Genomic DNA, 14,957 nt, shown 5'->3' on the forward strand with positions numbered 1-14,957 from the left:
AATATTGGAGATAATGTAACAAGTAATGCTCAAAAGGGAGATTTGGTGTGCCAATCAGCCAGCATTTGTTGAATAGACTATAATCGTTTTTTCCCACGAGGTTTCCGTACCAATTGATGACTACCTGCTCCCCTCCGTACACTTTTCAGTTTTTCGGCATTTTCTTTATGACAGATCAGAAGGGTCCGGTCTTCAGCTTGCAAGTTTAGTTGAATTTTTTGCACAACTTCAGATAGCATGTGTTCCTGATTTTTACGGATGTTGCTCTTATGGGAGATTTGCTCAAGAATTAAGTGTTGAAGCGGATGTTGTAGCTTTGCACGCCGTTGACCTGCTTCCTGTTCAAAGTGGCGTAAGCTGTCCCCTGCTTTGATCACCTGCATGTGTATAACAAATGATAGCGTCTTGCCAGCCTAATTCGTTATGAAGACTTACTTTTCGTGAGATAAAGGGCGTAATACACGCCTCAATCTTTAAAAGAATTTACCTTAATCTCTTCGACATGATAGCTAGTTTTAAACCAACCTTTTTCTGTTGTAACAACAAACAACCGAAACTTGTCAATTTCCACAGGACCGTCTTGTTTTTGTAAATGAAACGTTGTTTTTGCCTTTCCTGGATGCGTAATTCCGGTAGATAAATAGAGCCCCGCATCCTCTTTACTCATGTGACTCGCACGCGCGATGTGATCTTTCAGTTTATCTGTCCGCAAGTCATTCCCAAAAATAGGGGATTCAGCAGTTGTATTCCCTAGTGAATAGAACGCATGAGGTGTATAAAGATATAATATCGCATCCTCGATTTCTAGGAGGTCAGAAAAATCTGCAGTTATCTCAATTTTTTTTTCAGTAAGTAGAGCTTCAGCATGTACTGAATAAAATGGATCATCGTCATAATTTACAATAATAAATGAAGATACAGCGAACAATATAATTACCACCGAAATCGAAAACTGTACAATCTTCTTTCGAACCCATATCATTAAACGTCCACCTCATCTCACAAAATTGTAAGACGGGAGATCTGAATCCCCCGTCTCCTTTTTAAAGTTTCGCTACCAAATCAGTCGATAAGGGACCGAAACAGTATCCCAACCGTAGCTCGGGTTTGAATACCCGAAGCCGAAACTGTCTAAACCAAACGAGAAGGAGTTGATCACAGTTGTACTCCAAGTATGAGCAAACTGGGTACGAACATCCACATCTACTTTCTGAGTTGTGTTTCGCTTTTCCATATACATATATACCCATGCGGTGTCAAAGTTGTAATCAACATTGTTCCAAGTATAACCGCAACCACTGCCTATTCGGTTAATGACCGTATCCTGGGCTTTGTGTAGTACCCCTGTGTCACTTTCATGATGGCGCGTATAGGGGGACCCTCCGTGGTAGTACACACTCCCACAACGATCTTCCGATTTCATACTTGAGTCAAAGACGCGAATGTTATCTTTTGCTCCATTCGACAGGTACAATCCAATTTCATCTTCACCGCCCATATTGCCAGCGATACTTTTATCGTATGCCCAGTAAGGTTTTCCTGTGCTGTCACTATACCAGGTCATCTGTCCGGTAATTACACGCTTTCTTCCACTATCGTATGTGAAAGTTGTAGGGGCAGGCATGTACACTTGACCGCGTAAACTTTCAATGCCTACATTAGTTTTATACGGTGCAATCATCGGTTCTTTCTTCATGCCGTATTTAGACAGCGCTTGATTAAACTGATGATCCGTCCATTTCTCTTTCATCCCTGATGAGATGATTGCTTCCACTTCATGCTTTTGTGATTCGTCGAGATCTCCGACTACTGTAGAATGCTGACTCGCAATGATTCCCTCAGAATCATTGGCAAACGCAGGGCTCATGAGCACAGAAGAGATTAGCAAAGCTGAAATACTCGTCTTCAAAACTTTCATATTTTCCCCTCCATTTATATTTTCACGTGGCCTTAACCACTATACATTTAGACGAAAATAACTGGAAAAAGTTTCATATATTATAAAATAATCCAAAATAATATGTTCACTTTCATCCATCTGGTATTGCAAAACAGCGCTATTGGTAAAAAAGGAAAACCTCCTGTGATCGCTCAGGAGGTTTTCCGTGACTTGCCACTATAGAGTGAAGCTCTAACCATTAGCGCATTACCCTTACTTCTGCAACTCACTCTCATCATACACCGCAACCCAGCCGTCCTTGCTCTCGAAAATACGGATCGCTTTCACCTTGCGCAGGTCGGTCAGCGTGAACCAGTGGCGGGTGTTGGTCGGGACGGAGATCAGGTCGCCCGGGTATAGGAACACGTCATAGTACGTGTCATCGTTCGGCCCTTTCAGGGTGAAGATCGCTTCGCCGTCGACGATAAAACGCACTTCGTCTTCGGTGTGGGTTTATGGAGTCACGTTAGAGTGTTATAACCATTGATGCTATTGAGTTTTCGCATGTTGAAGTGACAATCGGACTTTTGACGATACACCGAACTATCAACTTCATACAGTGCGATTTAACTCAAATTACCACAGAATTTGGTGTATGTCTAATATGAAATTCAATTTGGTGACATTACGAAATAACTCCACTTTGGTATCTGTACCAGAAAATAAAAAACCGCATCCACAAAGGACACGGCTTATGACCTCAAATAAGATCAAACATCATTTCGATTTGTTTGTCTTCTGAATCATCACTATTATCGCTACCTCTATAGTCCCAATAATCATCATCATCCGGCTCATGCTCACGCTCAATATTATCAGCTTCTTCCCTAAAAACTTCATAGTCTGGTTCAAGTGAATTTATTTCCAGATATGCTGTGATTTCTTCTACTACGTCAGCATATTGTCTTAATATAGTGGGGTCTCCTTCGCCCAAAACCATATCATAATTTCCTTCATAAAATTCAATGAATTCTTCCCGGAGTTCTGCAATCTCATCCACGGAAAAATCTGAAGGAAATATTTCTGATAGTGAAGCAACGTATAGAAAGTCTTCAACCTCACTGTACCGATTTGTATAGTTATCCTTGGACAGTCTCCGCAAATCCAATAACTTACTCTGTTCCATACTACTTTCTACTGTACTTCGGCTTATTTTCCGCAGCATACTCAATAATGATTCATAACTTAACTCCCTTTTCTGAATTCTTTCTATTTGATCAGTGATTAATCGATCTAGTAATTCAATAATCTTTTGACAGTTTTGTTCCTCGGCTACGTCAATAACAAAAGATACCCTTTCTTCAAAAGGAGTATGTTTTGTTATTAGTCTACCGTTCGGAAGCTTTTCATAGAGAACATCTTTTGAATTAATCGTACGAGCAATACTATCAACAAAATTAGAAATAAAGTCCAGAACTAATCTAGGAGAATCCTTATCGATCTTCTTTCTTATTCCCCAGATGACAGCACACTGATAGAAAAAGATAGTAGAGTCAAGAAGATCCTTCAACTCCCCCACATTAGCTTTCAAGTAGTTCTCCATAAAATCACGGACAGAAGGATTGTGAAAACTTACCAATGTCTCATCCCCATGTCTAAATATCCTTACAAAGGTGCTCTCCACCTCTTTTAAAGCGTCTCTAAAGTCAGTTGACTTAAATGACGTGCGATATTTGTCAGAGCGGAGGTTGTGAAATTCGTCAAATGCTTTCTCCAAATCAGCCAAAGTTACTTCAGGTGGAAGACTTACCATTATTATTAATATGTGTTGAGCAGCCTTCGAGATTTGTCTTTCAAATGCGTGTGTCCATAATGATGAAGGGTTGTTGAGATTTGATAAAAAAGTAACGAAATAATTTTTCGTAGTTAAATCAGGGTTTCTTGTAAGATCAGTCATCCATTCAATAATACGAGGACTATAATTATCATGGTTAATAACTTGCCAATAATTTCTATTCTTCACTAATTCCCTCTTATATTCCAAAGGTAAGTTTGAAAAATGTAAATGATTATACAGTATCTTGGCACGATCAAATTTAGTGTAGTCCGATAAATCAACGATACATTTTCTAATATCAAATTTTGACCGTTCCAATTTTTCATATGTTGTTTTCGCCTGGTTCAAAATATACTCTCGTGTAGTCAAGATGAACTTAGTATTCTTGGATCTTCTTACCGCCTCGATAAAATCCAGTAAAAGCTGGTCTTCGTTCTTTCGAAGTTTCTCGGTTAGGTTAGTTTGACCTAGAAAATCGTCATAATAAAACACTTGTTTCTTCGAAGAATGATATACATCAAAGGCTTCCGAAATCGAATGGGACACTTTCACAATTTGATAATCACGAGATAGATAATCTACTAACAAAATCTCAGCCAATGTGGTTTTTCCAATACCCGGTATACCGGAGATTACACAATAATTTTGTTTAGCCAATATATCCTTCGCCACTTTATAGCTTTCGTTTTGTACATAATTCTTAAGCTTCGTAATTATATTTTCTTTTTGTATTTCACTGTTATTATAAATTGAATTATTCAAAATTTTGTCCAGTACAGTTGCACTAGTTAGCCATAATTTGAAGTTTTTCTTTTCTATTTCGGTGAATTTAGTTAGTAGATTATTCAGGTCATCTTTCCCAAAAATGTCTCCGGTAGTTTTGCAATATGGTTTTAGTGTTTCTAATAATTCATCCTTATTTGCTGGTGTCAAACCGAGGGATGTTACAAGAATATATCTCTTGGGATTAAGTTTTCGTACTTTTTCAACCTCCTTATTCACAGCTTGCTTAAGTTGACTATATCCAGACCCTGAATAATGTTTGCATTGGATGATGATCTCGTTCTTTTTTCTCCTACTATATCGAAGATCAATACCATTATCTCGACCGTTCTTAAAACTTTCCAAGGTTAATTGCAGTTCGCATTGCAAAAGATCTCTAGTTAAAATTTCGAAATCAAAATCCGACAGCGAGGTAAAATCATATTTCGACATTATAGCACCCCTCCTGAATAATCTAACATCATAATTTTATACTACCTAATTAGAACACTCAATAAAATGTTCATTTCATTTTTCTAACCCGGTTATGTAAATAGAAGTGCTCTCTCTCTTTTCGCCGTTTGATACGCGGAAAGGGATGTTTTCCCACCCCCCTACAAAAAACCACCCTCTCGGATGGTTATAGGCTGAACTCTTCAATTGATGCGTCCATTTCATCTTGTTCAATACCAATGTAGCGAAGCGTCACGGACGGGGCAGAGTGATTAAAGAGCTTCTGAAGCATGACAACGTCTTTGTTCTGTTTATAATGGTGGTAGCCGAATGTCTTCCTCATGGTATGAGTCCCGATCTCTTCCACCCCGACCTTCTCTGCAGCAGCATTCAGGATTCGATATGCCTGTACCCTCGAAATTGGTTTGTCACCCTTCCTAGAGGGAAACAGCCACGCTTCATCTACCATCCCCTCAACATACTCGTCAATGCACTCACGCAATGCCCCGTTGATTCTAAATCTCTTGTCTTTGTCTGTCTTACTCTCTTTGATGGTGATGTGTGTTTGATTGCGTACATTCTTAACCTTCAAGGTAAGTTCGTCGCTTACACGTAATCCTGTATTGATCCCAAGGACAAACAGAAACCAGTCACGAAGCGATTGTTTTCTGAGTACCTTCTTCATCTCCTCGATCTGCTTTTTGTCACGAATAGGCTGTACGAATTCCATTTCTATACCCCTTTGATATACGTTTTGTTACATTCAATGTAACTCAATCATACAATATGTTACATTATGAAGCAACAAATTTTTCTATATTTGCTTAAAACCCTTATATATCAAGGGTTGGCGGCATTTCCTTGAATGTAACTCTTTATCTATTGTGTTACATTCAATCTATGACGTGCTTATGAAATCGAGTTCGGTAAATTCCCTATTCCTTAACGATCTAAGCTCAAAACATCCTCAAAATGCCCCCGATTATCGGAATCGGTGAAAAACAAATTACTGCAAATAGAAGTGTTCTTTTGCTACTTTTGACCTCTACTCCGATCTCCCTCCCGCTAAATTGTCAACATCAGTTGAAAATTCCTCAAAAACACCGTTTGAAAATTCCCCAGTTTCGCCGATCTAGCGCGAACGATTACGCATGCTGATCCGCTTGATTCTCAGACCTAAAGAACCCCGCTTTTTTCTTTTCCTTCACTCGATAACTCTCCCCCTTAATGTTGATGGTGCTGGAATGGTGGAGGAGGCGGTCTAGAATGGCTGTCGCCAAGACGGTATCGCCAAAGATATCTCCCCACATTCCGAAGGACTTGTTGGAAGTGAGCACAATGGATCCTTTTTCATACCTCTCCGACACGATTTGAAAGAAGAAGTGGGCAGCTGTTTCATCCATTTTTCGATACCCAATTTCATCAATCAAGAGCATGTCAGGCTTGGTGTAGGCACGCACCTTCTGCTGAATTGAACCACTGCGATGTGCGTCTTGGAGTGTCTGAACAAGGTCATGAGCTGACGTGAAGTAGACCGTCTTTCGTCGGCTGATTGCTTCCATGGCCAAAGCTACCGCTAGGTGAGTCTTCCCTACACCGGGTGGACCCAGAAGTATGACATTCTCCTGATGCTCCACAAACCGTAAGGTAGCCAGATCCCGAATTCGCCGTTCATCAATGGATGGTTGAAATTCGAAATCAAACTGATCCAATGTCTTATGGTAAGGCAGTTTCGCTAAGCGTGTCCTAGTCTTAAGATATCGCTCGTGTTTCGCCGCTAACTCCTCTTGAAGAAGCTTGTCTAGAAACTCTAAATACGTTAGATTGTGTTTAGCTGCTTCTTCCGCATGGGCATGGAGGGTGTCGGGAATCCGTACCCATCCAAACTGTTGAAAGGCAGCCTGCAGGCGCTCTTGTATGATCATGAGCGCATCACTCCCTCGTCCATAAGCTGATCATAGGCGGCGAGAGGGCGTACAGCCACTTCAGGTATTGGATTGGACATAAGTCGAGGTGATGGTTGGCCGACCGGTTTCTCGACGCTGTCTTTTCGAATTCCGTTGAAGTGGTTTTTATTTTGTACAACTTCTCGGTGTCCTGTAGCCTTTCTGTGCTCAGCGATGACTTTACCTTCGTGATAGATATGAATGCCGCCGCGACGATCATCCTTGATACTTACCAGATGACCTACAAGGCGAATTGGAACCGAGTAGCGATTTCCTTCGTAGGAAATGAGCGTGTCTGACGACACTTTACGAACCTGATAATCCACGTAGTCAAAAGGTTCAACTGCGGGCGATTTCAAATGCTCACGGATGAGACGGTCAACAGGTCGTTCTTGCGTGGTGCCGTGCAGGCGCACATTGGAAACTGTATTCAGCCACTTGATCGCTTGTTCATTGAGATTCTGGAGATCCGTGAATGTCTGAACCCTCTGCCAGAAGTTTTTTCGTACATAGCCCACTCCGTTCTCTACCTTTCCCTTCGTTCTAGCCCGATAGGGGCGACAGCGGCGCAACAAGAAACCATGATGGGAAGCGAACCGAGCGAAACGATCATTCCAAACAACTTCCCCTTGATCGTCAGTCCCCGAAACGACCGTTTTCATGTTGTCGTAGAGGCACGTTTCAGTAATGCCGCCAAAGTATCTCATCGCCCTTTCATGGCAACCGATTAAAGTCTCAAGACGCTGATCCTCCGTAAACTCCACGTACATCATTCGAGAGTAACCCAACACCATAACAAACGCATAAAGACGTTTCTTCTTACCGTGCCAATCTACACGAAACTCGCCCCAGTCCACTTGTGCTTGTCTTCCAGGCGGGGTTTCAAATCGAACCGTTGCCTTTGAAGCAACTTGGGGTCGAAGTGGTCGCATAAAATCTCGAAGAATGGTAATGCCACCGGTATAGCCTGCGGCTCGAATCTCGTCCAGAATAACAACCGCATTCAAACACCCTTCTTCCATCCTCTTTCGAACGTAAGCTTTGAAAGGTGCTAACTTCTCAGGCATTACTGTTGTCCGCTGGTAAGTTTCAGGGTACTCCTCGCGTAACCACCTACGTATCGTCTTACGATCACGGCCAAGCTCTTTCGCAATGGCCGTGATGCTCATTCCTCGTTGTTTCATCTCTTTGATCACAAAAAATTCCCCGTTCTTGACCATAATTTCTCTCCTCTCGGAGAGATTGTCCGTTGGAAGTGGGGAATTTTCAACCGTTTATATTGGGTATTTTACAACCGTTGCTCACAAAATCGAAAAGGCAACCCTTCAGGTTGCCCATTTGTTCCCTAAAGAGCAGGAGCCGATTTAAATATAATTTCAATAAGCAATAAATAAAATGACCAGTTTCATACCTTCTCAGCCCTTCACATTTGCCTTGTATTAAGTTTATATATCGGCGAGGTACATCTGTGAACCCTTTGATCATAAATTGAAAACAGCGCCAAAATTGGATAATTTCCATCTACTCTGCTGGCAATTTGTTTTGACAGTTGAGACTTTTCTCTAGGTAATCATTCATCATTGTACCTATATATATTAACCTATCTATGAATTCTTCAGTTATTTCGTTGATAATTAAATCCATCAGCACCGATGGATATATCTCTTCTCCATATTCAAATCCACGAAAGGAGATCCCAAAGATGTTTTCATCTCTTTTATCAAATTGCAATTTAACATACGCCTCTACCATTTTCCTGTGTTTCAAAACATTCACAAACCCTGCAACGAAGCGAAATTCATCAGAGTTTTTCATTTGTTGAATTGCATCAATTACTTGATGAACCTTATTCTCATGATTGATCCTTCGTGACACCTTGCTAAGCGTAACCGCATCTTCAGGGAATTTTTCACTCAGAGCAACAGAATTAATTATTTGAGCCATTATATCCGCCATTGAATACAAAGAGTAAAGAGATGATTCGACATGTGATTCGTAAGCGAATATAGCTTCTCCAAAAGACTCCTCACTGAATTTGATCTTACCGTTCTTAGAGAGATAATAATCTTTCCATACATCTTTAGCTAATCTACCATAGAATCTTGTTCTTCTATTTTTCAATTCTAACGAAGATAAAAATACAGATGTATCCGGTAGATCAAGTCGAACACAATGTTGTCGAAATGCTTCTACATTCCATTCCATGTTAGTTCCCCCTAAGTTTTTCACAAGTTACATTCTACTGTTCACTTTGTCACTTGCTATCGATCTTGGCCACAAATTGACGAACTTGTTTGACCGCGTAAAATACATAAGAGAATGGCATATTGCCACTCCCTGATTTTTCGGCATGCTATACAACCTTTATCGCATATGGTTTTGCGGAGCATGGTCTATCTCTCTTGTATAAAATATATAATAATATTGTTTCCTTTATTTCTCATCAAATCTATAGTTCTATATCGAAGTAGTCTAGGGTTTTTACTACCTACAATAGTATATAGGTAGTAAAAACCCTGTGGTACATTGATAGACTCAGTGCATTAAAAAGACCTTCGATCAGTATAAATTGTACGCTTTTGATATGAACCATTGCTGCTTTCAAGAAATACGCTGTTCCCTACCCTAACCATCAACAACACCCTCTCAACCCTTCATATTTGACCTGTATTGCGTTTTTGAGTGGAGGGTGTTACCTTGGTTCAGGCTTGAATCTAAAAATCTGATACAGAGCAATAATGGTTATTTTTGATACATATTGCTGCTAGTCGCTTTGTCCGTCTGCTGACAATCTTGACCGTTGCTGTCGATTCAACATGACAGTGGTCCCCAACTATAGAAAAAGGAGTAGCACAATGCTACTCCAATAAAAAAAGGGAAGAGATTCCCCCTCCCTCACATGTCCAGTGCTGTACTGAGCTCCTTACAGTACCGTAATGGTCTTATAACGGATTATGATCTTTCCCTCTTGCGTCAATTTCAAGATTTTTGGATGCTTCAAATAGTCTGAGAAATGTGGCTGATCTATTCCATTTGCTTCTCGGATCGACTTCTTGCTGTATTCACCCATTGGCAAACCCTTAAGGTAATTCGCAAGTTCAGTAGCGCGTAAACTTCGGGTTTCCGTTCTTTCCTCATCCTGCTTTACCTTGAAATCAAAATGTAGGACTTCTCTATTGATTGAGTTTTTAAAGCTGCTTAGCACCTTTGTCACAATCTCATCATTATTGAGGACAAGGTTGAACTCACCGTGTGGTACCGATACACGCTGTATCCGCTTTAGAGCTTGGTAAATTTCTGCAGAGACAAAGCCAAGCTGTACACTATGAAATGTATCATTCGTAAACCGTCCAGCGTGAAGTGCCAGCCCCTTCTTCCCCCAATTAATATTCGAATATTGAAGATAATGTAACAAGTAATGCTCAAAAGGGAGATTTGGTGTCCCAATCAGCCAGCATTTGTTGAATAGGCTGTAATCGTTTTTTCCCACAAGGTTTCCGTACCAATTGATGACTATCTGTTCCCCTCCGTACTCTTTTTCCTTTTCATGAACTAGAACGTCATCAAGCCCGACTTCATGCAAGTACCGATTCAGTTTTTCGGCATTTTCCTTATGACAGATCAGAAGGATACGGTCTTCAGCTTGCAAGTTTAGTTGAATTTTTTGCACAACTTCAGCTAACATGTGTTCCTGATTTTTACGGATGTTGCTCTTACTAGAATTGAATTGATAGATATTGAAGATGCAGTTGCTGTGATCAATTACATTTCCTTGATTGATAATCCTAAACTTGTTTTTATCAAGCTTATAGGCACCATCAATGTTGGCTGAAGCGTCCAAAATGATGTTATTGTACATTCCCCAATGCTTGTACCTTGGGTCGGAGCCGGAGATGTTCCCGCTGTTGAATGCGCATTTAGTCCCGTACCAAATGTCTATACCTTGTAAAAAATGATCAACCTCTTGGCGCTCCTTAATCGCTAGCGAGGACAAGTATGGCTCGACGATACTTTTAAAGTTTGAAATTGTTGCAGGGTGTATATTTGCCTTAACGCGATTACATTGGTTTTTTTGATCTTCGAGCTTGTCGAGCCAATGTAACAACGGATCGCAGACTTTATCATACTCTTTCTGGAGAGGTCGCGGAAAATAAGCTCTAATTTTATCGTACTTCGCTTTGTTGAAAGTATGGATTGGGAAAACAACTTTTTCATCAATGATTAAAACGTGTCTACCTTCCATGAAATACTTCCGATCATCGCTTAGACAGAGTTTTATGTATCGTTCGTGGCTAATAAATATCACGCGAACATTTTTTAAAGAATCTGGTTTTTTTGCCCACTCAGAAGTCCAATTCTCAGAGGTGAGCCCAACAACCGAAAAATGTCCGCGACCAGTCAAATAATTTGCTGATTTCTCAATCTCTTTGTTGAACTTTTTCACTATAAGGAAATTCATTTTACTCTCGTCCTGTGAGAGGTAACGGTCTAACACTCGCAAAATGTGAAGCGACTTTCCCAATCCTCCCTCAAAATTGAGGACATTAAAACATTCATTACCTGTCTCATAGTTGAGCATAACATGTTCAAGATATTGCATTTTTGCAACATATGCTGAGCCATATTCTAAAGCATATTCATCATTAGTAAATTCATCTGGCAGCATACCGTCCATAGACGCTGATCCCCCCTCGCGTAGCTCATATTGTAACGGCTGATAAGTCAATCAAAGATGAAAACGTCGTTTTCATTTGATGCAGAATGCGTACGCGCATTTCGCGTGTTGTTCTTCTTCTACTTCATTTCACTTCTTCAATTATATTATATAGTAATAATCGTGAGATCGTAGATAAACGTTGAAAAATAAGGCGAGAGAATCAGTATTCTCGAAAAAGTTAGACCATAGTTTTGTGATTAATGAACATAGAAAGAGCAGATCGAATTGACCTGCTCTTTTGATTCTTATATGGGGAATCTTGATTATCTCTTTGCACGAGCCCTTTTTGACATTAGTGACAGAATAGGGCTATGCTGTGCATGCTTCATTCGTAAATCTTCAGTGTTTAATTGAATATACTTTCTCACCATGTGAAGTGTCGAATGACCTAAGATTCTCTGTAAAGAGAACGCATCTCCTCCACTCAAAATGTACATTTTGGCGAACGTATGTCTAAAGGTATGTGGAGATACTCTCGCGTCGTCAATGCCTGCTTTTGCACCGTACTTACTGATATTTGAGTAGGCAGTAAAGTAACTCATTGGATTCCCGTCACTTGATACAAAAACAAGATCAATCGAAAAATGTTGCTTCGTCTCACATACTAACTCATGGAGCAGTTTTGCGGTGTGTTTTGTTATTGGAATTACTCGTGCGCGTTTGTTTTTACTTTTCCCTCCCTCAATCGTAATTTGACGTTGCGCGAAATCCATATTTTTTACCTCTAGCGACAGAACTTCATTGATGCGTATTCCCGTGTCTAGCATCAAAGTCATCATGACATAATCACGAAATCCATAAAAAGTACGTTGGTCAGGCTGTGCAAGCAATGAAGTGACCTGTTCTTCTGAAAAAGCCCCTATCGTATCCTCTGGCTCTCGAACTTTGCGAATTCTTTGAAGAGGATTTGTTGGCAGCAGTCCTTCCTCAAACAGAAAGTTGAACATCGTTTTGATTGTAGTCAATCGTGTATTGACTGTAACTGGAGAATATTTGTCAGACATATAGGCGATGTAAATACGAAATATGTTCACATCCAATTCGTAAGGTGTCATGTGATCCCGCTCCGTTGTTTCGAGCCAAAGGATGAAATACCTGTAATGGTCATGATAATCCTGAATCGTGCGGCTAGACGACCCCTCAGCTTTTTTGGAGGCAATAAACAAGTCAAACAACTGTTGGAGCGAAAATTTCTTCTGCGTGATTCCTGTTACTTCTTGTGTTGCACCCTTGCGTAAAGTGACACGTTTTTTGGACATAAGAAAAACCCCCTGTGTTTTGGCATCAGGAGGTTATGACTCTCGAATCACCACAACGAACTAGCATTTTCGTCAAACCGAACTCAACATTTTCCTGTCTAGTTCGTTGTAGAAAAGCTCTCTACGCGCCCCACAAACAAGCACTACGCCTGCTTCTGCAACTCACTCTCATCATACACCGCAACCCAGCCATCTTTGCTTTCAAAGATACGGATCGCCTTCACCTTGCCCAGCTCGGTCAGCGTGAACCAGTGACGGGTATTGGTCGGCACGGAGATCAGGTCGCCCGGGTATAGGAACACGTCATAGTACGTGTCATCGTTCGGCCCTTTCAGGGTGAAGATCGCTTCGCCGTCGACGATAAAACGCACTTCGTCTTCGGTGTGGTGGTGCTCATCTTTAAACTTGGTGAGCAGGTCTTCCAGATTCGGGGTCTGGTCGGACAGTACCACGATGTCGGAAGACTTGTAGCCGCGCTTCTCAGACAGGGCATCGATCTCCGGGCGGAAGGTTTTCAGAATCGCTTCTTGCAGCTCCGGAGTAACTTGATAGTCTTCTTTCAATTGCTGCGGGAGCTTGGAAATATCCCAGTGCTCATAGACGATGCCTTGGGTCTTGAGGTACTCGGACACTTGCTCCAGCCCTTCGATGCGTTCGTTGGTTTCGACAAAACGGATGGACGGCATGATAATTCCTCCTCGAGATCAGTAATCGGTTCGATGCTCTGCTTCTAGTTTAACGCAAATTTCCAACAACTGCAGGCTCAACACCGGCGGAACGCTGGAACTGCAGGTACTTGAACAGGTACTCAAACATGAACTCGAACGCCTGCACATGGCGTTTCGCAGCGGCCACGCTGTCGCCCCAGGCGTAGATGCCATGCTTGCGAATCAGCACACCGGGCACGCGCGGGTCGAGGCGCTTGCCGATCTCGGCTGCCAGCTTCGGGATGTCCGCGAAGTTCTCCACGATCGGCACCTCAATCGTCGCCCCCTCTTCCCAGATGTTCAAGCCTTTGATCAGCTCCATGTCGGAGATGACCACCGAACCCTGCTCAGCGAAGATCTCCGAGATCAGGTTGTTGTAAATCGTGTGCACATGCAGCACCGAACCGGCCTCGGCCCCGATGCGCTTGTACACTTCCGCATGCACCAGCGTCTCGGCGGACGGCTTCAACTGCGTGCTTTCCAGCGCTTTCGAATCTCCGTCAACGAACAAGATGTCGTGGATGGTGAGGTACTCTTTGTCTTTGCCGCTTGCGGTGACGCCAAACGTCAGTGGCTCATGGCTCAGCTTGACCGACAGGTTGCCGCTCGTCGCCGGGAACCAGCCTTTGTTCGCGAAGTTTTGGGATACGTTGACAAGTTGCTCCGCGATGCGGTAGCGCTCTTCTTGCAAGAATGTTTGGCTCATGACAGAACCTCCCCCTTTTGTTCGTTAATGAGTGTTTTCAGTGCTGTGATGCAGTCGTAAAACGTCGCAAATTCAGCGTGCTGAAGTCCCAGCTCCTGACACTGCTTCAGCAAAAACGCTCTCGCCAGAACGAAATCGGCCTGCTTCGCCGCCTGCAAGTCGGTGATCGAATCGCCGATCACGACTTTGTACACCTCTTCATCCGGGAACTTGCGCATCACCGATGGCTTGCACATCCCGCAGCCGTTGGTGCAGTGCTCGTCACACGCGTTCGGCCAGAGGATTTCGATCTGCTCACCGGTAAAGGAGCTGGCGTTGCTGTAGATCGGGTTGTTGATCCCGAACGGGGCGAGCAGCGGGTGGACGAAGAAGTCGATCCCGCCGCTGGTGACCCAAAAGTCGATGTTTTGCTCTTCACAAAACGTAAGGAACTCTGCAAACCCGGCGCGGATCACCGCGACCTCCTGTGCGAAGGCCACGATGTCGTCCCGCTTGTCAGAAGAAATCCCGGCGAAAAGCTGGCCGACGCCGGTCTGGATCGCGATCTCTTGGCCGAGAATCTGATCCTTGATCCTCTCCCATCCCGGAGCGCCGAACCGCTCCATGATCGTGATGATCATATCGCGCTCTGTTATCGTGCCGTCAAAATCACAGAAGATCGTGATGCGTTTGCTCATGGCTGCCTGTCTCC

General features: G+C 42.5%; 12 protein-coding genes and 1 pseudogene. All 13 read right to left on the bottom strand.

Features of this window, described 5'->3' with window-relative positions; all coding sequences use genetic code 11:
- Positions 1-466: 466 nt before the first annotated feature.
- The 13 genes and pseudogenes from EV586_RS08900 to EV586_RS08960 all read right to left on the bottom strand — a co-directional run bounded on the left by EV586_RS08900 (position 467) and on the right by EV586_RS08960 (position 14,943).
- On the bottom strand, positions 467-928 hold the full coding sequence (locus EV586_RS08900) for a hypothetical protein (RefSeq protein ID WP_132944745.1): 462 nt from the start codon (positions 926-928) through the stop codon (positions 467-469).
- Positions 929-1,054: 126 nt separating this feature from the next.
- Positions 1,055-1,918 (bottom strand): hypothetical protein, encoded by an 864-nt coding sequence (locus EV586_RS08905; protein WP_132944746.1) that lies wholly within the window; start codon positions 1,916-1,918, stop codon positions 1,055-1,057.
- A 234-nt stretch (positions 1,919-2,152) separates the two neighbouring features.
- A pseudogene (locus tag EV586_RS08910) lies at positions 2,153-2,380 on the bottom strand (acireductone dioxygenase); the annotation flags it as partial.
- Between the two features lie 259 nt (positions 2,381-2,639).
- The gene (locus EV586_RS08915; protein WP_132944748.1) at positions 2,640-4,931 is read right to left on the bottom strand and encodes an nSTAND3 domain-containing NTPase; all 2,292 of its coding nucleotides are present in this window, start codon (positions 4,929-4,931) and stop codon (positions 2,640-2,642) included.
- A 187-nt stretch (positions 4,932-5,118) separates the two neighbouring features.
- Positions 5,119-5,661: a site-specific integrase gene (locus EV586_RS08920; RefSeq protein ID WP_132944749.1), complete on the bottom strand. Its 543-nt coding sequence runs from the start codon at positions 5,659-5,661 to the stop codon at positions 5,119-5,121.
- A gap of 415 nt (positions 5,662-6,076) precedes the next feature.
- Positions 6,077-6,856: an IS21-like element helper ATPase IstB gene (gene istB / locus EV586_RS08925; protein WP_132944750.1), complete on the bottom strand. Its 780-nt coding sequence runs from the start codon at positions 6,854-6,856 to the stop codon at positions 6,077-6,079.
- Positions 6,853-8,097 (bottom strand): IS21 family transposase, encoded by a 1,245-nt coding sequence (istA, locus tag EV586_RS08930; RefSeq protein ID WP_132944751.1) that lies wholly within the window; start codon positions 8,095-8,097, stop codon positions 6,853-6,855. The genes istB and istA overlap by 4 nt, the downstream gene beginning before the upstream one ends.
- A gap of 301 nt (positions 8,098-8,398) precedes the next feature.
- A complete protein-coding gene (locus EV586_RS08935) occupies positions 8,399-9,082 on the bottom strand; it encodes a hypothetical protein (protein ID WP_132944752.1) in 684 nt (227 codons plus the stop codon).
- Between the two features lie 718 nt (positions 9,083-9,800).
- A complete protein-coding gene (locus EV586_RS08940; RefSeq protein ID WP_132944753.1) occupies positions 9,801-11,552 on the bottom strand; it encodes a hypothetical protein in 1,752 nt (583 codons plus the stop codon).
- A 305-nt stretch (positions 11,553-11,857) separates the two neighbouring features.
- Positions 11,858-12,853: a tyrosine-type recombinase/integrase gene (locus EV586_RS08945; protein ID WP_132944754.1), complete on the bottom strand. Its 996-nt coding sequence runs from the start codon at positions 12,851-12,853 to the stop codon at positions 11,858-11,860.
- A 143-nt stretch (positions 12,854-12,996) separates the two neighbouring features.
- Positions 12,997-13,539, bottom strand: coding sequence for a 1,2-dihydroxy-3-keto-5-methylthiopentene dioxygenase (locus EV586_RS08950; RefSeq protein WP_132944755.1), 543 nt, complete (start codon positions 13,537-13,539; stop codon positions 12,997-12,999).
- Between the two features lie 49 nt (positions 13,540-13,588).
- The gene (gene mtnB, locus EV586_RS08955; RefSeq protein WP_132944756.1) at positions 13,589-14,266 is read right to left on the bottom strand and encodes a methylthioribulose 1-phosphate dehydratase; all 678 of its coding nucleotides are present in this window, start codon (positions 14,264-14,266) and stop codon (positions 13,589-13,591) included.
- A complete protein-coding gene (locus EV586_RS08960; protein WP_132944757.1) occupies positions 14,263-14,943 on the bottom strand; it encodes a 2-hydroxy-3-keto-5-methylthiopentenyl-1-phosphate phosphatase in 681 nt (226 codons plus the stop codon). Before EV586_RS08960 ends, mtnB begins: the two co-directional genes overlap by 4 nt.
- Between the last annotated feature and the right edge of the window lie 14 nt (positions 14,944-14,957).

The sequence above is a fragment of the Tumebacillus sp. BK434 genome, assembly GCF_004340785.1.
Taxonomy (GTDB): Bacteria; Bacillota; Bacilli; order Tumebacillales; family Tumebacillaceae; genus Tumebacillus_A.